This is a genomic window from Streptomyces sp. NBC_00299 (assembly GCF_036173045.1).
Taxonomy (GTDB): domain Bacteria; phylum Actinomycetota; class Actinomycetes; order Streptomycetales; family Streptomycetaceae; genus Streptomyces; species Streptomyces machairae.
Genome location: NZ_CP108039.1, coordinates 4,417,095 through 4,437,798, shown reverse-complemented (window position 1 = coordinate 4,437,798; position 20,704 = coordinate 4,417,095). Strand labels below are relative to the sequence as shown.

General features: G+C 70.3%; 16 protein-coding genes, 1 tRNA gene and 2 pseudogenes. 14 read left to right on the top strand and 5 right to left on the bottom strand.

Annotation, left to right across the window (positions count from 1 at the left end; all coding sequences use genetic code 11):
• Window positions 1-51 precede the first annotated feature (51 nt).
• The 4 genes from tmk (at window position 52) to OHT51_RS19405 (ending at window position 6,952) form a co-directional block, all read left to right on the top strand.
• On the top strand, window positions 52-3,273 hold the full coding sequence (tmk, locus tag OHT51_RS19420) for a dTMP kinase (RefSeq protein ID WP_328880195.1): 3,222 nt from the start codon (window positions 52-54) through the stop codon (window positions 3,271-3,273).
• A gap of 423 nt (window positions 3,274-3,696) precedes the next feature.
• A complete protein-coding gene (locus OHT51_RS19415; protein WP_328880194.1) occupies window positions 3,697-4,902 on the top strand; it encodes a DNA polymerase III subunit delta' in 1,206 nt (401 codons plus the stop codon).
• Window positions 4,903-5,059: 157 nt separating this feature from the next.
• Window positions 5,060-6,697: an alpha/beta hydrolase gene (locus OHT51_RS19410; RefSeq protein ID WP_328880193.1), complete on the top strand. Its 1,638-nt coding sequence runs from the start codon at window positions 5,060-5,062 to the stop codon at window positions 6,695-6,697.
• A gap of 181 nt (window positions 6,698-6,878) precedes the next feature.
• Window positions 6,879-6,952 (top strand) — tRNA-Thr (locus OHT51_RS19405).
• Window positions 6,953-7,080: 128 nt separating this feature from the next.
• Here OHT51_RS19405 and OHT51_RS19400 read toward each other — a convergent pair.
• Window positions 7,081-8,739 (bottom strand): tyrosine-type recombinase/integrase, encoded by a 1,659-nt coding sequence (locus OHT51_RS19400; protein ID WP_328880192.1) that lies wholly within the window; start codon window positions 8,737-8,739, stop codon window positions 7,081-7,083.
• Window positions 8,736-9,437 (bottom strand): helix-turn-helix domain-containing protein, encoded by a 702-nt coding sequence (locus OHT51_RS19395; RefSeq protein WP_328880191.1) that lies wholly within the window; start codon window positions 9,435-9,437, stop codon window positions 8,736-8,738. Before OHT51_RS19395 ends, OHT51_RS19400 begins: the two co-directional genes overlap by 4 nt.
• Window positions 9,438-9,531: 94 nt before the next feature.
• Between OHT51_RS19395 and OHT51_RS19390 the strand changes: the two genes are divergently transcribed.
• The 5 genes and pseudogenes from OHT51_RS19390 (at window position 9,532) to OHT51_RS19370 (ending at window position 15,247) form a co-directional block, all read left to right on the top strand.
• Window positions 9,532-9,762, top strand: a complete 231-nt coding sequence (locus tag OHT51_RS19390; RefSeq protein WP_328880190.1) for a hypothetical protein — start codon at window positions 9,532-9,534, stop codon at window positions 9,760-9,762.
• A 233-nt stretch (window positions 9,763-9,995) separates the two neighbouring features.
• Window positions 9,996-11,295, top strand: a pseudogene (locus OHT51_RS19385) (DUF3631 domain-containing protein).
• Between the two features lie 427 nt (window positions 11,296-11,722).
• Window positions 11,723-12,586 (top strand): DUF2637 domain-containing protein, encoded by an 864-nt coding sequence (locus OHT51_RS19380; protein ID WP_328880189.1) that lies wholly within the window; start codon window positions 11,723-11,725, stop codon window positions 12,584-12,586.
• Window positions 12,587-12,944: 358 nt separating this feature from the next.
• Window positions 12,945-13,505: a MobC family plasmid mobilization relaxosome protein gene (locus OHT51_RS19375; RefSeq protein ID WP_328880188.1), complete on the top strand. Its 561-nt coding sequence runs from the start codon at window positions 12,945-12,947 to the stop codon at window positions 13,503-13,505.
• Entirely contained in the window at window positions 13,502-15,247 is a 1,746-nt protein-coding gene (locus tag OHT51_RS19370; RefSeq protein WP_328880187.1) for a relaxase/mobilization nuclease domain-containing protein, read from the top strand. Before OHT51_RS19375 ends, OHT51_RS19370 begins: the two co-directional genes overlap by 4 nt.
• A gap of 44 nt (window positions 15,248-15,291) precedes the next feature.
• Here the strand turns inward: OHT51_RS19370 and OHT51_RS19365 are convergent, their stop codons facing one another.
• From OHT51_RS19365 to OHT51_RS19355, 3 genes are read right to left on the bottom strand one after another with little or no spacing between them, the layout of a single operon-like run.
• The gene (locus OHT51_RS19365) at window positions 15,292-16,116 is read right to left on the bottom strand and encodes a WbqC family protein (RefSeq protein ID WP_443052510.1); all 825 of its coding nucleotides are present in this window, start codon (window positions 16,114-16,116) and stop codon (window positions 15,292-15,294) included.
• Window positions 16,058-16,726, bottom strand: coding sequence for a YdcF family protein (locus OHT51_RS19360; RefSeq protein WP_328880186.1), 669 nt, complete (start codon window positions 16,724-16,726; stop codon window positions 16,058-16,060). The genes OHT51_RS19365 and OHT51_RS19360 overlap by 59 nt, the downstream gene beginning before the upstream one ends.
• 13 nt (window positions 16,727-16,739) lie before the next feature.
• On the bottom strand, window positions 16,740-17,840 hold the full coding sequence (locus OHT51_RS19355; RefSeq protein WP_328880185.1) for a helix-turn-helix domain-containing protein: 1,101 nt from the start codon (window positions 17,838-17,840) through the stop codon (window positions 16,740-16,742).
• 153 nt (window positions 17,841-17,993) lie between these two features.
• Between OHT51_RS19355 and OHT51_RS19350 the strand changes: the two genes are divergently transcribed.
• From OHT51_RS19350 to OHT51_RS19330, 5 genes and pseudogenes are all read left to right on the top strand, one after another.
• Window positions 17,994-18,419 (top strand): hypothetical protein, encoded by a 426-nt coding sequence (locus tag OHT51_RS19350; RefSeq protein ID WP_328880184.1) that lies wholly within the window; start codon window positions 17,994-17,996, stop codon window positions 18,417-18,419.
• Window positions 18,420-18,430: 11 nt separating this feature from the next.
• The gene (locus OHT51_RS19345; RefSeq protein ID WP_190084019.1) at window positions 18,431-18,832 is read left to right on the top strand and encodes an ATP-binding protein; all 402 of its coding nucleotides are present in this window, start codon (window positions 18,431-18,433) and stop codon (window positions 18,830-18,832) included.
• A gap of 216 nt (window positions 18,833-19,048) precedes the next feature.
• Window positions 19,049-19,519, top strand: a pseudogene (locus OHT51_RS19340) (radical SAM protein); the annotation flags it as partial.
• Window positions 19,516-19,683: a hypothetical protein gene (locus OHT51_RS19335; protein WP_328880183.1), complete on the top strand. Its 168-nt coding sequence runs from the start codon at window positions 19,516-19,518 to the stop codon at window positions 19,681-19,683. The pseudogene OHT51_RS19340 and the gene OHT51_RS19335, both read left to right, overlap by 4 nt.
• Window positions 19,684-19,760: 77 nt before the next feature.
• Window positions 19,761-20,630, top strand: coding sequence for a GNAT family N-acetyltransferase (locus tag OHT51_RS19330; RefSeq protein ID WP_328880182.1), 870 nt, complete (start codon window positions 19,761-19,763; stop codon window positions 20,628-20,630).
• Window positions 20,631-20,704: the final 74 nt, after the last annotated feature.

The window sequence follows — 20,704 nt, the reverse complement described above, 5'->3', positions numbered from 1 at the left end:
ACGTTCGGGCGGGAGCGCCGGGCTGTCGGTGGGTCCCGATAGGCTGAACGCATGACGCGAGCCGACCAGCCAACGGCCCACCACCCCGCCCCCGACGACGCCCTGGCCGCGGACTCCCGCGAGCGTGCCGTCCGCGCCCTGCTGCGCCGACCGCAGCTCAAGCGGCTGTGGAGCGCGCAGCTGGTAGGGGGTGTCGGCGACATCCTCGCCCTCCTGGTGCTGGTCCTGCTTGCCCTTCAGGCGGCGATCGCCGAGGGGTCGTTCGGCGGCGGTTACCGGGGCGTGGCGTTCGCAGTGGCGACCGTCTTCGGGGTGCGCATCCTGGCGACGCTGCTCTTCGGCGCCGTGCTCCTCGGCCCGCTGACCTCGCTGACCTCCCAGGAGGGCCCGCTCGACCGGCGCTGGACCATGGTCGGCGCGGACGGCCTGCGGGCCGCCATGCTGATCGTCGCGCCCCTGTGGATCGACTGGACGCCGGACAATGCGCTGGCGCTCCTCCTGGTCACGGTCTTCGTGACCGGCGTCGCCGAGCGGTTCTGGACGGTGTGCCGGGAGAGCGCGGCGCCCACACTGCTGCCGCCCCCGCCGCTGGAGGGCGCGACCGTACGACCGCTGCCGGACCACATGGACGCCCTGCGCCGCCTGTCGCTGCGTACGAGCTTCGTGGCGGTCCCCCTGGCCGCCGCCGCACTTGTCGTCGCGGCCCTGCTGAACAACCTGCTCGGTACCGGTCTCGACTGGTTCGAGCAGCACCAGGCGGCCCTCGCGTCGTACGTCGCGGCCGGTCTGTTCGCCGCATCCCTGTCCGTGCTGACCTTCCTGGAGCTGCCCGACACGCGCACCCCCCGCGCGCGGTCGCCGCTCGAGGGGCTGCGCCGTCCGAAGACCGGCTCCGGCGTGGACAAGGGCCGTACCGGCGCCATCCCGCTGCTGGTGACGGCATGCGCGGCCGTCGCCGGAGCGGTGGCCGCCGCGGTCGCCGTGTCCGTGCTGCACGCCAAGGACCTGGGCGGCGGCCCGGTGCTGTACGGCCTGCTGGTGCTCGTGCTGACCGGCGGCGTGGTCGTCGGCATCCGTACGGCGCCCTCCGTGCTGCCCTCCCTCTCGCGGCGCCGGCTGCTGGCGCTGGTGATCGCCTTCACCGGCGTCGCGCTGCTGGCCGCGGGCCTCGTCCCGGACGTCACCACCGTGCTGCTGATCATCGCGCTGGCCGGGATCGGCGCGGGCATGGCCGCCAACACCGGCCACACCCTGCTCGACCAGGAGGCCGAGGAATTCCGGCGCGCGCGTACGACGGAGCATCTGCACGCGGTCGTACGGGTCTGTGTGGCGCTCGGCGCGGTGATCGCGCCCCTGGTCGCCGCCCTGATCGGGCCGCACCGGCTGGAGAGCGGCAAGTTCGTCTTCGCGCACGGCGGAGCGGCGTTCACGCTGATGCTGGTCGGGGCGCTGCTGCTGCCGGTGGCCGTGCTGGTGCTGGCCAAGGTCGACGACCGCTCCGGTGTGCCGCTGCGCCACGACCTGCGGGACGCACTGCTCGGCGGCGACGACCCCGAGCAGGTGCCCGCGACGGCCGGCTTCTTCATCGCCCTGGAGGGCGGCGACGGCGCCGGGAAGTCCACTCAGGCCGAGGCGCTCGCGGAGTGGATCCGCGGCAAGGGCCACGAGGTCGTCGTCACGCGCGAGCCCGGGGCGACGGCGGTCGGTAAGCGGCTGCGGTCGATCCTGCTGGACGTGTCGAGCGCGGGCCTGTCGCACCGGGCCGAGGCGCTGCTGTACGCGGCGGACCGCGCGGAGCACGTCGACACGGTGGTCCGGCCCGCCCTGGAGCGCGGCGCGATCGTGATCTCGGACCGGTACGTCGACTCCTCGGTCGCCTACCAGGGGGCGGGCCGTGACCTGTCCCCGACGGAGATCGCCCGGATCAACCGCTGGGCGACGAACGGACTCGCGCCCCATCTGACGGTACTGCTGGACGTCTCGCCGGAGATCGCCCGCGAGCGGTTCACCGAGGCTCCGGACCGGCTGGAGTCGGAGCCGGCGGAGTTCCACGCGCGCGTGCGTTCCGGGTTCCTGACACTGGCCGCGTCCGACCCCGGTCGGTACCTGGTGGTGGACGCGGGCCAGGAGCCCGAGGCGGTGACGACCGTCATCCGGCACCGGCTCGACCGGATGCTGCCGCTGTCGGAGGCGGAGATCCAGGCGCAGGAGGAAGCGCGCCGCAAGGCCGAGGAGGAGGCCCGCCGCAAGGCCGAGGAAGAGGCCGCCCGCAAGGCCGAGGAAGAGCGCCTGGAGCGTGAGCGCCAGGAGCAGCTCGCCCGGCTGCGTGCCGAGGAGGAGGAGCGCAAGCGGCGCGAGCTGGAGGAGGCGCAGCGGCGCGAGGCCGAACGGCAGGCGGAGGAGGCCCGGCTGCGGGCCGAGGAAGCACGTCGGCGGGCCGAGGAGGAGCGGCAGCGGTTCCTCGCGGAGGAGAAGGTGCGCGCCGAGGAGGAAGCGCGCCGCAAGGCCGACGAGGAACGTCGCCGCAAGCAGGCCGAGGAAGAGGCCCGGCTGCGGGCCGAGGCGGAAGCGGTCCGCGTGGAGAAGCAGCGCAAGGCGGAGGAGGCCCTGCTGCGGGCCGAGGAGGCGAGGCAGCTCGCTGAGCAGGCCGCGGCGCAGGCCCAGGCGGGCCCGAAGCCGGCGGCGCCCGCTGCCGGTGCTGCTCCTGGGGACGCGTTGACGGTGCCGACGCCGGTCGTCACGCCGGGGCAGGCGCCGGGCGGAGCCTCGGACGAGACGACTGTGCTGCGGCCGGTGCGGGATCGGGATGAGGAGCGGCCGGGGACGGGCGGTGAGGGGTCGGGCGACCGTGCCTCCCGTGACCGTGCTTCCGGTGGCCGTGCATCCGGGGAGTCCGAAGCCGAGGTGACCACGAAGCTGCCGCAGCCGCCGGCGCCTTCCGGAGCGGCTGACGAGACGGCCGTGCTGCCGCCGGTGACGCCCGGTGCCGCCGATGAGACCGCTGTGCTGCCGCCGGTTCCGCCGGGGGCCGCGGATGAGACGGCGGTGCTGCCTCCGGTGTCCGGGGAGTCCGCGGACCGGGTTCCGCCGGGGTACTTCCGGGAGGAGGAGCGTACGCGCGAGATGCCTCAGGTCGACGAGGCCGGGGCACCGCGTCGAAGGGCTCGCTCCGACTGGGCCGAGGAGACGCCGCTCGATGATCTGCCCACGTTGGCGGACGAGCTGCTGGGGCCGCACGAGGACGAGGACGGCGGCCGCGGGCGGCGGCGCTGAGGTCGTTGGGGTTGAGGTCGGGTGGAGCTGAGCGCCGGCCGCGCTGAGATCTCGCTGCGCTGCAATCTGGCGGTGCTGGGATCTCAGCGGCGCTGAGATCTGGTGGCCCGAGATTTGGTGGCGCTGAGGTCGGTTGGTCAGCCGGGTGTGGGCTGCCGCTCGGCGCGGGTCGGCTCTGTGCGGGGGCGGCTCGGGGTACGGCCTACGGCTGGCTCGGCTCGGGGATGCTCGCGGCTGGTCTGCTCGGCGCGGGGGACCGCTCGGGGCAGGCCGGCTTGGCGCGGGGACCGCTCAGGGCTGGTCGGCTCGGTGCGATGGTGGGGTCGGCGCAGGCCGGTTCCGCCCGCTCTGTCACTCGTTGTCAGTGCTGCCCCGCACAATGGACCCCGCACCGCGAAATGTGAGCGAAGGGCGGCGTGACCCGTGAGCGTGTGGGACGACCTGGTGGGACAGGAGAGGGTGAGTGAGCAGCTCGGTGCTGCCGCTCGGGACGCTGATGCCCTCGTCACCGCCGCTGCCTCCAACACACCGCCCCCCGAGGCGTCCAAGATGACGCATGCCTGGTTGTTCACGGGACCACCCGGGGCGGGGCGGAATCAGGCGGCGCGGGCCTTCGCCGCCGCGTTGCAGTGCGTCAGCCCTGACAGAGCGCTGGGCGGCGCCCCCGGATGCGGATTCTGCGACGGATGTCATACGGCACTTGTCGGCACGCACGCCGACGTCACCACCGTCGCCGCCGTCGGCGCCCAGATCCTCGCCGACGACATGCGGGACACCGTCCGCAAGTCGTTCACGTCGCCGGCGAACGGCCGCTGGCAGGTCATCCTGGTCGAGGACGCCGAGCGGCTGAACGAGAAGTCCGCCAACGCCGTGCTGAAGGCAGTGGAGGAGCCCGCCCCACGCACGGTCTGGCTGCTCTGCTCCCCCTCCATCGAGGACGTCCTGCCCACCATCCGCTCCCGCTGCCGCCACCTGAACCTGAGCACGCCCTCGGTCGACGCCATCGCCGACATGCTCGTACGGCGGGAAGGCATCGAACCGGAAGTCGCAGCCGCCGCGGCCCGCGCCACCCAGGGCCACGTCGACCGGGCCCGCCGCCTGGCCACCGACCCCGCCGCCCGCGAGCGCCGGGCCGCCGTGCTCAAGCTGCCCCTCCGGCTCGGCGAGGTCGGAGCCTGCCTCAGAGCCGCCCAGGAGCTGGTGGACGCAGCCGCCGAGGACGCGAAGCAGCTTGCCGAGGAGATGGACGCCAAGGAGACCGAGGAGCTGAAGGCGGCGCTGGGTGCGGCTCAGGGCGGCAGGATGCCGCGCGGCACGGCGGGCGTGATGAAGGACCTGGAGGACAAGCAGAAGCGGCGCCGTACGCGCACGCAGCGCGACAGCCTCGACCTCGCCCTGACCGACCTCACCGCCTTCTACCGCGACGTCCTCGCCCTGCAGCTCGGCTCCCGCGTGGCCCTCGCCAACACCGACGCCGAGGACGCCCTGCAGCGCCTCGCAGGCGACAGTTCCCCGGAGTCCACACTCCGCCGCATCGAGGCGATCGCCGCCTGCCGCGACGCCCTCGACCGCAATGTGGCGCCGCTGCTGGCGGTGGAGGCGATGACGATGGCCCTCAGAGCGGGCTGAATTCGCCGGGCAAGCCGCCGCCCGCGCCGCCCCTGCCGTTTCCGCCGCCCCGGCCAGGGGCCCAGAAGTGATCAACAGGAGGTTGACGACGTAACACGTACGAGCCGCGTCGTGCACGCAAAGCATCCAAACCACTGCACAGAGTTACGCTCGCCAAATGCACACCAGGCCCAGCTCTCCAGTCAGCCCAGACCCGAGCCCCAGCGGGCAGGGCGCACGCAACCGCCGCTCGACCTCCCGGCGGGCCGGCACCTTCGGCAGCCTCATCGCAGTTGCCGCGCTGCTCGTCTCCGCCTGCTCCTCCGGTGCGACACCGGACGCGACGATGAAAACCGGAAGCCCGGCGGCCGGGGCGGCGCTGGCAGCGCTGCCGAGGTCGACTCCGGCGGCGCTCACGCCGTACTACGCACAGAAGCTGACCTGGCACAGCTGCGGGGTGCCCGGCTTCCAGTGCACGACCATCAAGGTGCCGCTCGACTACGCCAAGCCGAACGGCGGGGAGACCCGTCTCGCGGTGGCCCGCAAGAAGGCGACGGGACCGGGCAAGCGGCTCGGTTCGCTGCTCGTGAATCCGGGCGGCCCGGGCGGTTCGGCGATCGGCTATCTCCAGCAGTACGCGGGGATCGGCTACCCGATGGAAGTGCGGGCGCAGTACGACATGGTCGCGGTCGACCCGCGCGGCGTCGCGAGCAGCGAGCCCGTCGAGTGCCTCGACGGCCGTGAGATGGACGCGTACACGCAGACGGACTTCACGCCCGACGACGACAAGGAGACGGGTCGGCTCGTCGGCGCGTACAAGAAGTTCGCGGAGGGCTGCGGAGCGGACGCGCCCGGCCTGCTCCGGCATGTCTCCACCGCCGAGGCGGCCCGGGACATGGACCTCCTGCGGTCGGCGCTGGGCGACGACAAGCTGTCGTATGTGGGGGCGTCGTACGGCACCTTCCTCGGGGCGACGTACGCCGGGCTCTTCCCGGACCGGGTGGGTCGGCTGGTCCTGGACGGCGGCATGGACCCGTCCCTGCCCGCTCGCCGGATGAACCTCGACCAGACGGCGGGCTTCGAGACGGCGTTCCAGGCCTTTGCACGGGACTGCGTGCGGCAGCGGGACTGTCCGCTGGGCACGAAGGCGAACGAGGTCGGCAAGAGCCTCAAGGCCTTCTTCGGGAAGCTCGACGCGCGGCCGATCCCGACCGGTGACGCCGCCGGCCGTGAGCTCAGCGAATCCCTCGCCACCACCGGCGTGATCGCGGCGATGTACGACGAGGGTGCCTGGGCCACCCTGCGCGACGCCCTGTCCGCGGCGATGCGCGAGAACGACGGCGCGGGCCTCCTCGCCCTCTCCGACAGCTACTACGAGCGCGACTCCGACGGCCGCTACACGAACCTGATGTTCGCCAACGCGGCGGTCAACTGCGTGGACCTCCCGGCGGCCTTCTCCACTCCCGAGGAGGTGCGCGCAGCCCTCCCCGCGTTCGAGAAGGCGTCCCCCGTCTTCGGCAAGGGCCTCGCCTGGGCCACCCTGAACTGCGCGTACTGGCCGGTGGCACCGACCGGTGAGCCGCACCGCATCGAGGCGAGGGGCGCGGCCCCCATCGTCGTGGTCGGCACCACCCGCGACCCGGCCACCCCCTACCGCTGGGCCAAGGCCCTCTCCCGCCAGCTCTCCTCGTCCCGCCTCCTCACCTACGACGGCGACGGGCACACGGCGTACGGGCGGGGCAGCGCGTGCATCGACAGGACGATCAACACGTATCTCCTCCGGGGGACGCCGCCTACCCGGGACAAGCGCTGCTGAGGCCTGCGGGTCGGTGATGCCGGGCCCCGGAGCGACGCGCTCCGGGGCCCGAGGGGAGTCGCCGGAGGCCCGGAGGAGGGCCGCGGGGCCGCGGAGGGCCGGGTAGGGGGCGGTACGGAGCACCCTCAGAAACTGTGTAGACTTACCGGCGTTGCTGATCGCACCATAGTGCGGACAGCGCGCCGCCTTAGCTCAGATGGCCAGAGCAACGCACTCGTAATGCGTAGGTCTCGGGTTCGAATCCCGAAGGCGGCTCGGATTAACCCCAGGACTCACTCGCCGTGACCTGGGGTTTTTTCATGTCCGGGGCATGACGGGGCGCACGACGGGGGTGCCGTGGAAGTGCTTGCGTGAGCGATGCGTGAGCGGAGCCGCTCGGGGACCTACTTCTTGGGCTTCCGGCGCTTGGCCTTCTTGCCCGCCTTGGCCTGGGCTTTCGGCTTGTCCTTCGGCTTGCCGTCCCCTGCCTTGCCGGCGTTCTTGGCCGCAGCCTTCTTGGCCTTCTCCTTCTTCGCGGCCTTGCGTGCCGCCTTCTCGGTCTCGGCCTTGCGCTGGAGAGGGACGAGCTTCGCGGTCGCCTCGGCGGCGCTCCTGCCGACCTGAGGCAGGACGCTCTGGTAGATGTCCCGCGTGATCCGGGTGTCACTGTGCCCGAGCGTGTCCGACACGATCTTGATGTCGATGTCGGCGGCGAGCATGAGGGTGGCGGCACCGTGGCGCAGGTCGTGCAGCCGGATTGGTGGGAGGCCGGAGGCGGCGACGAGGCGCTCGAAGAGGTCGGTCACCTTGCCGGGATGGAGCCAGGATCCATCTTCCTGCGTGAAGACGTGCCCGGTGTCGACCCAGGCCGATCCCCACTCCTCGCGGGCCTTGTCCTGCCGCTCGCGGTGCCGCTTCAGGACGTCGACGGTGTCGTCGTCGAGTGCGACCACGCGATAGCCGCTGTCCGTCTTGGGATCGGATGTCTCGATCTCCCAGCCGTCCTGCACGAGTTGGGAGGAGACGGTGAGGGAGTGGGTGTCGAGGTTCGTCTCCGACCAGGGCTGCCCGCATGCCTCGCCTCGGCGTAGGCCGCGGAACGCGATCAGGTGCCACATCCCGTACAACCGGTCATCGGCGACGAAGTCGAGGAAGGCGCCGGTCTGTTGGGGCGTCCAGACCATCACGGGCGACGGCTTCTCGCCCGTCTGCTCCCACTTGGCGACCCGCTCGTCCGTCCACACGAGCGCCTTCGGCTTGCGTACGGGGTCGATCTCGACGTGGGCGGCCGGGTTGAACGTGATGATCTGCTGCCCGATCGCGTCGTTCAGGGCGGCGCGGAGGGTGGCCTTGACGTGCTGGCGCGTGGCGGGTCCGGTGATGCGCCGGAAGCGTGGCATCTCGTCGATCGCGGCCTTCATCGCTTTGCGGCGGGCGCGGTTCTCCACGCCCTTCCACGGTACGGTCGCCAGCTCGTCGACGGCGGCGCGCCGTTGGGCGTTGTCCTCCAGGATCTGGGCGTTGGCGTCGCGGATGTCGGTGAACATTTCGCTGAGGTGGCTGACGCGTAGCCGGTCCAGACGCCGGTTGCCGATGCGCGGCTTCAGGTGGACGCGGATGTCTGTCTCATAGCGATTGAGGCCGGACTTGCGTATGCGCTTGCCGGTCATCCAGCGGTCGAGCCATTCGGCGACGGTCAGGCTGCCGATGAGGTCTTGGCCGGAGTTGAGACGCCGCCGCGTCTCCTCGACCTCGGGCAGAGGCGACCGCTCTCGACTGACCTCGGCCAGCATCTCGGCGATGAGTTCGGTGCCCTCGGGATCGTCCGAGTCGGCGAGTCCGAGGAGGGCGCGTACATGGTCGAGGTCGGCCTGGGCGGCCTTGAGACTGGCGTACCCGCCACGGGCGAAGGAGCGTCGGCTGCCGTCCTCGCGGGGTGAGAGCTCCTGGCGTACGGAGTAGGTGCAGTGGTTCCTGCTGTTGCGCTTGGGGCAGGAGGTGCCGAGTTCCTTGCCGGTCTTCGGGTCGCGGCAGGAGCAGCGGCGGTAGGTGGAGCCCTTCAAAGATCATTCTCCTCGGTGGTGTCGGGGTCGGTGCCGGTCGATTCGATGGCGCTGATGACGTCGGGCCACAGGTGTGGGGGTGTGACGCCCTCTTCCTCGATAAAGGCGCGGACCCGGTGCAGGCGTGTCTTGGCCTTCTCGGCGGCTACGGCGGCCTGCGCCTGGGCTCGCAGGGCCTCGGCCTTTCGATCCGCGTTGTGGGCGGTCTTGGCCTGGTAGCGGGCGTGCTCCTCGTCTTGCTGTGCGCGGCGCATCTGCTCCTGCGCGGCGTGGTGGGCGCGGAAGTAGCGGAGCATGTCGTCGTCCGCGCCGAGGTCGGTCTCCTCCCCGGTGAACCAGCGCAGCGCGTCCAGCGACGTGGTCGGGTGTTGGAGAGGAAGGCGTTGTACGTCCTCGACGTAGCCAACGGGATAGAGCAGGCAGATGGGCGGGGTGTTCAGCGCCTCGGCCAGCACCATGACGTCGACCAAGGGCAGGTTGGAGCGGCGCCCGGACTCCATGTTGGCGATGACGTTGCGAGGGATCGGATGACCGATCTCCTCGCACTTGTCGGCCAAGTCCTGTGCGCTCCAACCCAGTTCCTTCCGTCGTCTGCGGACCTCGGCGGCCACGGTGGCCATGACCTGGTCCACCCACTCCGGGACGTCGTCCCCGTCATCGGCCTTCTTCTCTCTAGGATGGCTACGGTGTTGTGTCATGGAGACACATTAGCTCGCTTAGCGTTGATTCCAAGACCTGGAGACGGACGCAGAGGTCGCGTTCGCCGTGGGCTCAGTCATGGATGGAGTGCGCATGCGCGAGAACGAAGACGCCGGATGGGTGAAGGGCATGGGTCGCGAGGAGCTTCTGAGGCTCCCGGCGGCTGTTGACCTGGAGACGGGCAACCGGGCGTTGGGGCTCGGCCGGAGCAAGGGCTACGAGCTGGCCAAGCGCGGCCAGTACCCGTGCAAGGTGCTCAGGCTCGGGAACGCCTACCGGGTAGTGACCGCAGACCTGTTGGCCTTGCTGGGGCTGGCCGCGTGAGGCGCCTGATGCGCCATAGGCCATTCTGCGCTGAGCTAACACAGAAACGCTGGACTGTGGCATGGCGTGGACGTACTGTCCGTGGTCGCTCGCGGTACCGAAACCCCCGCGAGCAAAGGGAGAGCCTCCGGCGGTGCAACGCCGGAGGCCCCGAGACTCCCCAGCAATCCCGTGAGATCCGACCCGGCGGCAGGGGCGTGCAAGCCCGACACCGCCAGACGAGGAGCCGCATAGTGCAACCCGAGAACCCCGACTCCTATTCCGCCTCCGCCCGAGCGGCCTGGCCCGCCACAGCCATCCCCGGCCAGCCCGGCGCCCACCTGCGCCCCGCCCAGGCCGACGGTGCCACAGCGGACGCGTACGACGGTCCGGCCGACAGCAGCAGCGAGGCGGACCCGGCGAGCGGCCTGGAGTCCATTCCCGACGCGGAGCCGACACCGGGCTCGAAGCTGCTGGACGAACTGCGCTCCCAAATAGCCCAGTTCGTGATTCCGCCCTCATCCGAGGCGCTGGACGCGATCACCCTGGGTGGCGGCGACACAGCTCCAGCCCGCGTGGCAGCACGCCCCACGGCTGGCGGTGGTGGGACCTGCGAAGCGGTGCGGGAAGTCGCGACTCCTGGACGTGCTGACCGAGACGGTCCACGAGCCGATGCTCACCATCAACACCACGCCAGCGGCCATCTTCCGCTCGATCAACGAAGAGGAGCCGCCGACGCTTCTGGTGGACGAGGCCGACACCATCTTCGGCCCCAAGGTCGCGGAGAAGAACGAGGAAACACGCGGCCTCCTCAACGCAGGTCATCAGCGCGGCCGTTACGTCACCCGGGTCGTCGGCAACGACCACACCCCGCACAAGTTCGCCACCTTCGCCATGGCGGCCATCGCAGGTATCGGGGACCTGCCGGACACCGTCATGGATCGATCGGTCGTCATCCGCATGCGCCGCAGGGCCGAGGGCGAGAAGGTCAAACCCTTCCGCTCGCGGCGCGACATCCCGGCCCTGCACGAACTGCGCGACCGCATCCGGACCTGGGCCCGCCCGCTCCTGGAAGACGCAGGGAACCTGGAACCGGACATGCCGGTCGAGGACCGTGCCGCCGACACCTGGGAGCCTCTCGTGATCGTCGCCGGCCTGGCGGGCGGTCGCTGGCCACGGCTCGCGCGGATCGCGTGCGCACGGATGGTCGCCGCCGAGGTGGCGGCCGAGGAGGACCACCCAAGCGGGGCGCGCATCCTCGCTGACATCCGACGGGTCTTCTTCGCCCAGCGGGAGGCGGACAGCCTCTCCACCGAAGACCTCCTGCACCACCTGAACGCGGACGCCGAAGCCCCGTGGGGAGAGCGAGGGCGCTACGGCCTGACCTCCCGGGAACTCAGCGCCATGCTGCGCGACTACGACATCCGGCCCGGCAACGTACGCATGGCCGACCGGACGCAGCGCAAGGGCTACACGCGCAACAAGTTCCTCGACGCATGGCGGCGGTACTGCCCCACCGTCCACCCGGTCGAATCCCCTCGCGGCGACGTCTGAGCCCCGCCCCGTGGCTGCCGTCCTTGCCGTCCCTGCCGTGATCTCGCAGGTCAGAGCGCGTATCGGCAAGACGGCAACCGAGGGCAAGACGGCAAACCAGATGTCTCCTCCGCGCGGGTAGTTCCCCTGTCGGGAGACACCGCCCGCATCCGTCTTGCCGCGTCCCAGGCGTCCTTGCCGTATCGCCTCTGGTCAGAGCCTCGCTTGCCGGGACGGCTGCCGCGACGTAGCCGTCCCGGCAGGGGTAAGCCGCCCCCGGCCAGAACTCGAACCGAAGCCGCCGCCTCCCTGCCTCGATTCGGGACAAGACGCTGGCGCTGCTCGCCGGGACGGCACGTCCGAGACGCTGCCGTCCCACGCTGACCTGCACCTTCAACGGCTGAGACGGCAAAGACGCCCCACACCACCACCTCCAGGAGTTTCCCGCTTGACCGCCCCGGACCTCACCACGCAAGCACCACAGCCACGAGACGACGCCCGCGACGAAGGGCAGCCGAAGAGGCGGGCTGACGCCGAGCAGTTCGCGCTCGGCGCGGCCGGCATCGTCATCGTCGCCCTGACAGTCGGAGCGTTCTGGCTCTCCTACGCGCACCTCGCCGACGTCGCGGGCCAGCACGGGCTCGGAGCAACCCCGATCCGCCGCTGGGCCTGGCCCGCCACGCTGGACGCGTTCATCGTCGCGGGCGAACTGCTCATGCTGCGCGCGGCACTGCGCCGTGCAACCGACCCCTGGGCGATCGCCGTGACCGCCGCCGGATCAGTCGGCTCCATCGCGTTGAACGTCGCCGGGGTCACCGGAGTCAACGGCACGGGCGACGCGCGCAGCGTCCCGCTCCTCGACTACGTGGTCGCAGCCGTTCCTCCGGCTGCCGCGATGGTCGCCTTCGGCGTCCTGATGCGGCAGATCCACCAACTCGTCGCACCGTCCGATGACTCCTCGGGCATCGCTTCCGTACAGCCGCAGGGCCGGTCGGTCGGCGACCTCAGCCACAGCCACCGGCCGAATGCCGCTCCCGATGGTGCGCAAGCCCTCAGCGACGAACGGACGGAACCCGCGTCCCAGGTATCGGAGAGCAAACCGAGCAGCGGTCGGCCGCCGAAGGCGACCATCGCGGAGCTGGCGGACATCGGCCGGACCACCGGTCACCAGCACGGCAAACTCACGCGCGGCCTGCTCCGAGCAGCCGTCAAGGACCGAGACCTGGCGATCGGCAGTGAGCGGCAGACCGAGGTGATGGAGCTGCTTCGGCCGGAACTCGAAGCCGCCGGTATCGAGGTCTCCAAGCGCTGACGCCGGGCTTGCCCGGGTGACCGGAACTCTTCCGGCCACCCGGGCACTGGCCAACCGGCCCGCAGATTTCCACACCTGTGGACGATGCGAGGGCCTCGCCGCGCAGACGCTCCGCCTCACTCGCCGAATCCCACCTGGAGCATCCGCCTTGCCACACAACCAGCACCTGCCTGACGACACCCACGCCGAGCCGCCTGCGCCGCCGCGGTCCCCTCCGCTGCTCGCACGGCTGAGGCGGGCGTTCGGAAGGACGGCCCTCGGCGGAGGAACAGGCCCTGGTGGGGGGACGGCCCCTGGCGGAGCCAGTAGTACCCCGAGTCCGACTCAAGGCCGGTCTTCGGGGAGCTCCGCCCCAGGGGTGGCGGAGACGGTCCAGCGCCAGGGGACGCCGGACCGGGAGACCGGAGCCGAGGGCGGCTCCGACCAGGACGAGCTCCATACCGTCCAGCAGCAGATCCTCCGCCCCGCACCCACCACCGAGCCGACGGTCGGCGAGCGAGCGGTGCAGAGCGTCCAGCCGGCGATCCGTCGCTTCACCGGCACCAAACGGACCGTCCGCGTCGGCCCGCTGCGCTTCACCGGCGACGAGCACGCGGCCCTCCAGGAGGCCGCGGCCGAGCACGGCTACAAGGGGGACTCCGGCTTTGCCGCCGACATCGTCCTCGCCTTCGTCACCGGCCGGTTCACCGCCAACCTGCCGCTGTCCGAGGACCGCCGCCGCACGCACATGTTCCGCGCCCAGGTACTGCGCGAGCTCAACCGCATCGGGGTCAACGTCAACCAGATCGCCCGCGCCCTCAACAGCGACCTCACCCCACCCGACGTACGTGACCGTCTCGACGAACTGCACCACCTGTTGGAACTGATCGCCGAGGCGTTGCGCGAACCCGCCGCCCCCAGGAAGGACCAGACCGCGTGATAGCCGCCATCAAACCGGCCGGGGCCAACACCCGCGGCCTGCTCGCCTACCTCTACGGTCCCGGCCGTCAGGACGAACATCTCGACCCGCACATCGTCGGGGGCTTCGCCATGCTCGGAATGCCCGACCCCGGCCGGGTTCCCGATGCCACCGTCACCCAGCTCGCCCGCCACCTCGACGAGCCTGTCCGGCTCCGCAACAGCGAGTTCGGAAGGACGGTCACCGACCACGTCTGGCACTGCCCCGTCCGTGCGGCCCCTGAGGACCGGCACCTCTCTGATGCCGATTGGGCCGACATCGCCCAGCGGATCGTCGAGGCAGCGGGTATCGCTCCACCTGGAGACGATCTGGCGTGCCGGTGGATCGCCGTACGTCACGCGGACGACCACATCCACATCCTCGCCACCACCGTCCGCGAGGACGGCCGCCGCCCAAGGCTTCACGACAGCGGTGTCCGCGTCGGCGATGCCTGCCGCCAGATCGAAACCGACTACGGCCTGCGCCAATTGAAGAAGGGCGACCGCACCGCCGGGCGCCGCCCCACCCAGGCCGAGATGCACAAGGCCGAACGCCTCGGCTGGGAGCAGACCAGCCGTGACTGGCTCCAGGACCACATCCGCGCCGCCATCCCCCACGCCGGCAGCGCTGAGGAACTCCTCGCCTACCTCGAAGCCGACGGCATCGCGGTCAAGCCCCGCCGCGGACCGTCCGGAGACCTCCTCGGCTACGCCGTCGGCCGCCCCGGTGATCTCAACAAGGACGGCGAACAGATCTTTCACCCCGGCGGGAAGATCGCCCCAGACCTCACCCTCCCCAAGCTCAAAGCCCGCCTGGAAACCGACGCGCCAGAGGAACACCCCACCGCCCGCCGAGACCGTCCCAGCACCCCCTGGCACCGGGCCACCGACGCCCTCGAAGGTCTCCACTCCGAGCTGACCAACGGGACCGGCTACGGCGACGACTCCGGCAAGGACGCGCGAATCCAAGCCCACGTAGCCGCACTCGGTGAACTGATCGAGGCCACCGCTCAGCACGCCCCCGAGGATCTGCGCGCCGAACTGCGCTCAGCGTCAAAGGTGTTCGTCCGTGCCCAGCGCTCCCGGATTCGTGCCGAAGACCGCGCGGGCGACGCTGTACGCACCGCGGCCCGCGACATCGTCCACACCGCCACCGGCCCGGACGGCAGCGCGCTTGCCGCCCTGCTCTCCGCCCTGATCTGGGCAACGATCCTCGCTCAGCGCTGGCACGAGGCGAGGAACCACGCTCACCAGGCCGACGCAGCCGGCCAAACCCTCCGCCACCTCCAAGCCGCCGCCGACAACGCCCTTGTTCCAGTGCTCGCCGACCTGGAGCGCCGCCAGCCGGGCGAACAGGCCCGCCGCACCCTGGCCCGCGACGTCCGCGCTGCCGTCCCCGACCACGCGGAACGCATCCTCGCCGACGAGAATTGGCCTGCTCTCGCCGTAGTTCTCGCCGATGCGGAGGCCGGTGGCCACAAACCGCACCAGCTCCTCAAGGAGGCCGCCGAGCAACGCGAACTCGACACGGCCCGCCGTCCCGCCCGGGTCTTGATCACGCGCATCCAGCACACCGCCCGCAACCCCGTACGTATCAGCCGAGCCGAAGCCGCACGTATCCGCTCGACGCGGTCGATATCAGCGGCCAGCAGTACAGCATCGGCCCAGCAGCGTCCGCCGGCGCCGGTTACCGCTCCGGAGCGGGGGAGCCGCCCGCGGCGATAGCGGTTGCAGGAGGCAGCCTTTCGTGGCTCCGGACTGCTGTCACCTCAGACAGACGTTGCCGATGACCGCAGTTCAGGCGCGGTGGCCCGGAGTGCGTCATGGTCGTCGGCAACGGCATGGAGACGGGAAGCCAGGGTGTCAGGGCTGAGCGACGACAGTGCCCACAGGGCGCTGAGTCGGCGTGCGGTCGACCAGATGCCGGTGGTCGGGGGCCGGAAGGCAGCCACGGTGATGTTCCTGGCAGCGAACGGGACGGGGTCGAGATAGGTCATGCCGCCGGTCCCGCACAGGTACGCGTGAGCACCCGTCGCGGCGGCCAGGTCGGCGAGCCGGAGGGAGCGGCCTGGCCTGGCGGACAGGAGGCTGCTCCTGAGGATCCGGCCCCGCCAGCCGAGCAGGTCGAGCAGCACGCGGGTGGAGGTCTCAGCTATCACCGAGGTCCGGCCGGTGGCGAAGGAGTCCAACACCGGGTCCAGCGCTTGGGCGAGAGAGGGCCAGTGCGGGCTGGCTCCGAAGTTCTGCCGCAGCATTCCGGCGGTCCTGCGGCGCGCGAGTTCCGCGTTGTCGACCAGCGCGTCTCGGATGAGGGTGGATCGCCCGCTCGGGAGATGGGTGGGGATGGAGAGCCACTGCTGGCGGCCTGGTGCGTCGATGGCGGCGAGGCGCGCTCGGTGCTGGTAGTCGCGGCGGGTGAACTGCACATCGTCCAGGACGATCCAGTAGTCCGCCGCGAACAGCTTGGCCAGTGTCATCAGCCGCGGGAACAGGTTGGGCTGGTGGATCGCGCACAGCCCGCCGGGAGCGGGCTGTTCACGAGGCGATGAGGCGGCTGGTGAAGCCGGAGCGAATGAGAGATTCGTACGCTGCATGTACGTCCTCGGGGACTTCCTGCTCGATGGCGAATCCGAGCTTCGGATACTCGATGACCCGCTGGAGGTCGCCGGCGAGCATGTCCAGAACGAGCTTCTCGTCCCCGATGCTCTTCAGGTAGTCGTCGAACTCCAGCGGCTCCGACGCGCAGAGGAACTCGATGTCGGGCCACAGCTTGCGGGCGGTCGCGAACGATCGCCGTTCCATGTACGGCTTGGAGACCAACAGCACCGTGGCCGGATGGAAGCCGGAGGCGGCGAGGACCTCGCGGGAGAGCGTGATGTTCTCTCCAGTGTTGGCTGCGTGGGGCTCCAGCAGGATGGCGTCGGCAGGGACACCGAGCCCGATGGCGTGCTCACGGAAGTGGATCGCCTCCCCACGAGGGAAGACCTTGGCGGTGGTGGGGCTGTTGCCGCCGGTGAACACCAGCGTCTGGAACAGCCCGGCACGGTACAGCTCGGCGGAGCGGGTCGCGACGCCGAGATCGTGGCTTCCCAGTCCGATCGCCACGTCGACGGGCCGCAGCTTGTGCTGCATCTGGTGGTAGTCCCAGATCAGCTTGGCCTGGTGCCACTGGTCCTCGGTGATGCCCTGATGGTCGTTGCGCACGCGTTCTCCCTGGTCACCGTTGCCGGGGCCCGGTCGGCCCCTCACTCATGGCCTTGACGCCCTCGATGCTGCGCAGTTGGTGCACGAGTCCGTACTGCGCGGCCACCTTGGCGGCCTGATCGAGGACGAGGATTCCATCATCCTGGGTCGCCGTATCGGAGAGCAGGATGTGGCCATGAGCGGTGTCCAGTCGTACGCGTTGCATCGGTGAGTCGGTCGTCCCGCTGCTTCGGGCGATATCAATGAACTGCAGGGCTTGGGAAAGGTCGCCGGCACCACGGCGGGCCAGGGCGAGCTTCTGGTGGGCCACCGACCAGTCGTCCGGTTCCGTGAGGTCTTCGAACTCGCGGGTCGCTGCCTGCATGACGCGGGTCGCGTAGTCGTGCTCGCCGTCTTTGCTCAGCGCCGTCCCCACCCACAGCCGTGCACGAGCCCGGTCGCGGCGGGAGAGCCGGTCGTCGACGGCGAGGGTCTCGTAGTTACGGGCGGCCACTTCCAGCTTGCCGGACATCTCGGTGACGACCGCGAGCGACAGATCGAGCTGGGCGACGCGGCGCGGGATGTCGAGCTGGCTGAAGACCGTACGGGCACCGGCGTAGGAGTGCTGGGCCGAGAGCGGGCCCAGGACGACGCCTTGGTCGCGTTTGAGGTCGCCGAGCAGAGCGGTGGAACGGGCAAACAGGTACAGGCCCTTCTCGTCCAGCTCATGGGCCTTGAACCGGCTCAGCCACCGGGTGAGAAGGCTGTCGGCGAAGGCGAAGTTCTGCCGGGACAGGGCGACCACGACACGGTCGAGGTCGTCAGCCCAGGACTCGTACTCCCACGCCCGAGGGCCGGACGCGACGATACGTCTGCCGACTGTCGGCACGATGTCGGCCATCTCCGACAGGAGCGTCTCGAAGCGCAGGTGGACCGCGGCGTCCGCTCGTCCGAGGGCGGTGTCGAGGATGGCCTGGGTATCGGGTCTCGGCTCGGTAGCGGCGAGCTTGCTCTCCCACTTGGACACGGTCGCGACCGCCAGTCCCAGGCGCTCGGCGAAGGCCCGCACGCTCAGCCGCAGGGCGAGCCGCAATGCCTTGGCCTCAAGCCCGGTCCAGTGGTGCACGGTCGCCACGCGTCGCTCCCTTCCACCAGCCATCGAAGCAGACCTGACGAGACGGCGGGACGGAAGTGGAACGGAAGTAGAACAGGCGGTGATTTCCGACGAGTTGGTCCGACGCCATGCTCGGAACGTCACCACGTGTCGAGCCTTTGGAGGGTCCCAAGCATGGAACCTCTTACGGAACATCGCCTGGTCAGCGGCCCAGTCGTCTACGGCTTCCTGCGGCTGGCACACGTAACCCGAGCACGGCAGGAAGCGCTGGCCGCCTCGCTGGTCGAGTACTGCCGTAGCCACGAGCTGCAGTTGTCGGGCCTCTTCACCGACCGCGACTCTGCCGGACCGGCGTCAGCGGCGTTCACCGGTCTCCTCGACGTGCTGGCGCTGCCGGACGTCTACGGCGTCGTCGCCCCCGCCATGTCGCACCTAGGCCCGAAGGCCATAGCAGCCGAACGCGGGCGACAGATCGAATCGGCCGGTGCTCGGCTGCTGTTGGTCCGGCGCCCGCGTCCCGCCCACTCGACCGCCTCTCGATGCGGTCTCGTCCACCGTCCGCACTCCGGCACCACTCGCGTCGTGGATGCCGAGTCATGAGGACCATCGCGATGACCAAGACGATCCAGAGGTTCTTCGAGTCCCGGCCCGAATCGGTCGGCGAGGCGAGGACTTTCACCACCGAGGCCCTGACCAGCTGGGGTTTGCTGGACCGAGGCGAAGACGTCCGACTCTGCGTCTCCGAACTCGCCACCAACGCCATGCTCCACGGGACCGCCCCCGGCCACGGCTTTCTCGTCAGACTCGATGCCGACGACGAGGCCGTACGCCTGGAAGTACACGACAGCCGCCGCCTACAACCCCGCCCTCGTCGGCCTTGCGACACGGACACCGCTGGGCGCGGGCTGCTCCTGGTGACCGCGCTTGCCGACGGCTGGGGGGTGGAGGACCGCACCCCGTTCGGGAAGATCGTCTGGTCGTGCTTCAAAGCCCCGGGTGGGACGCCATCATGAGCGTCACCCTCACCCCATCCGGCCCTGAACTGCGCCTCCTGGTGTCGCTCGCCGCCTGGACCTGGCAGGGTTCCGGACCAGACGGCCGCGAGATCGCACACATCCTGATCACGCACACCACGGCCCTGACTGACGGCAGCACCGCCGTGACGGTCGAGGACCGAACGCGGCGACTGTCCGCGTGCCTCGGCGGCCTGACCGGAGCCCGTGAGGTGAATCAACATCGTCGTCACCGAGGACAACGCGAGCGAAGCCGACGAGATGGCCGCGCTCGCACGGGAGTGGGGCGTGGAGCATCACGCGTACACCAACATGACCCCGACGATCTATGGCGGCGGCGAACCGCTCCTCGCTCAGTCCGCGGACCACCTGCGCCAGCGCAAACCGTTTGCCGGATGCAACGCCGGCCACACCTTCTTCCACGCCGACCCCCACGCCAAGGTCTCGATCTGCAAGGTCGGCCGCGACGACCAGATCGACCTCATGACTGAAGGCATCGAAGGACTGCGACGGCTCGGCACGATCGCCGACCGCCTGATGCTTCGCACTGGAGGGTGCGAGGGCTGCGCCCTGTCCGGCACTTGCCGGGTCTGCCGCCCCCTGGCCAAGCACTACCAGGAGGCGAAGGCGCCGCTGTACAGCTACTGCCAGCACGGAGACACGGAGAAAGAGAAGGTGACCCCATGACGTCCCGACCCGTACCGGTCCAGATCCTGACCGGCGCACTCAGCAGTGCCCGCCGCGCGGCGCCCCCGGTGGCCTCGGCCGCCGTGACGCTCGTCGCGGACCTGGACGACGTCGTCGAGAGCGCCGAGTGCTCCTGCGACGCCGGCGACGACAACCCCCACTAACCCGACCTGACTGATGTGCTCCGGCCAGTCCCACTGACGGGCCGGAGCACCCTCACGTACAGCGCTAAGGTGCCCGCATGCTCTTCCGCTGGGACTGGCTCCGCCCCGTGCTCACCGCACCGGTCGTGCCCACCCTCGGCCCCGTCCACCCGCACGCCCTGACCGTGGACCTCTTCGAGGCCACTCTGGTCGCGGCCGCCACTGAGCGCCACTTCCTGCCGTACGACAAGGATCGCCGCTGGGGCACCGAGAAGCAGGAGGCCGTTCTCCTCGACGACGTCGTGCACCACCCCGACCACACGCTCATCCCAACTCTGCTGACTCGTGGCCGGGGAGCGGTGAAGGTCTTCGCCTACGGCCACCGGGGCGACATCCTGGACCGGGCCGCCGAGCTCGCCGTCAAACTCGCTGCCGTCCATAGAGCAGGCACCGCCCGCGTCGTCCGGCCCCTGGGCCCGGAGACACCACGCCCCCGCGGCCTCCGTATCCAGCTCCAGGACTTTTCGGTGCGGCACTGTCCGGTATCTGACGGCCCGGTCCGTCGCCTTGACGACTGGCCGGCATTGGTACGCGACACGTTCAGCAACTTTGCTCGGATCATGGCAAGCGATGGCTTCGTCTTCCTTGACCGTCAGATGAAGGCCAAGGGATGCGGGCCGGTCCTTGTCGCCGTGTTGGAGGGCAATGTTGTCGGTGCCATCGGTCCGATGGAGATCCGCCCCGATCCCGCAGGTGTCGCCCAGCTCATGCCGCAGTACTTCGCCGTGCACCCAAAGGAGCGCGGGCACGGTCTCGGCCGGCACTTATGGCGCGCAGCCATGCACTGGGGTCAGATTCACAGCGCGGCCTACCAGCTCCTCCAGACCGAAGTCGGCGGCGCCTCGGACCACCTATGCCGCACGGAGCGACTCACCACGCTGGGCTTCGTGCACACGAGCGTAGTGTGATTCCTGGTTGCCTCACTGGTCGCTCGACGAGAACAAGCACAGAACGAAAATGGCCGCGCCCTGGACGGCAGGCA

What these genes read in the sequence shown, in the direction of transcription:
- tmk (WP_328880195.1), top strand. Translation starts at nt 52, where the DNA reads ATGACGCGAGCCGACCAGCCAACGGCCCACCACCCCGCCCCCGACGAC.
- OHT51_RS19410 (WP_328880193.1), top strand. Translation starts at nt 5,060, where the DNA reads ATGCACACCAGGCCCAGCTCTCCAGTCAGCCCAGACCCGAGCCCCAGC.
- OHT51_RS19395 (WP_328880191.1), bottom strand. Translation starts at nt 9,437, where the DNA reads ATGACACAACACCGTAGCCATCCTAGAGAGAAGAAGGCCGATGACGGG.
- OHT51_RS19390 (WP_328880190.1), top strand. Translation starts at nt 9,532, where the DNA reads ATGCGCGAGAACGAAGACGCCGGATGGGTGAAGGGCATGGGTCGCGAG.
- OHT51_RS19365 (WP_443052510.1), bottom strand. Translation starts at nt 16,116, where the DNA reads ATGCAGCGTACGAATCTCTCATTCGCTCCGGCTTCACCAGCCGCCTCA.
- OHT51_RS19350 (WP_328880184.1), top strand. Translation starts at nt 17,994, where the DNA reads ATGGAACCTCTTACGGAACATCGCCTGGTCAGCGGCCCAGTCGTCTAC.
- OHT51_RS19345 (WP_190084019.1), top strand. Translation starts at nt 18,431, where the DNA reads ATGACCAAGACGATCCAGAGGTTCTTCGAGTCCCGGCCCGAATCGGTC.
- OHT51_RS19335 (WP_328880183.1), top strand. Translation starts at nt 19,516, where the DNA reads ATGACGTCCCGACCCGTACCGGTCCAGATCCTGACCGGCGCACTCAGC.
- OHT51_RS19330 (WP_328880182.1), top strand. Translation starts at nt 19,761, where the DNA reads ATGCTCTTCCGCTGGGACTGGCTCCGCCCCGTGCTCACCGCACCGGTC.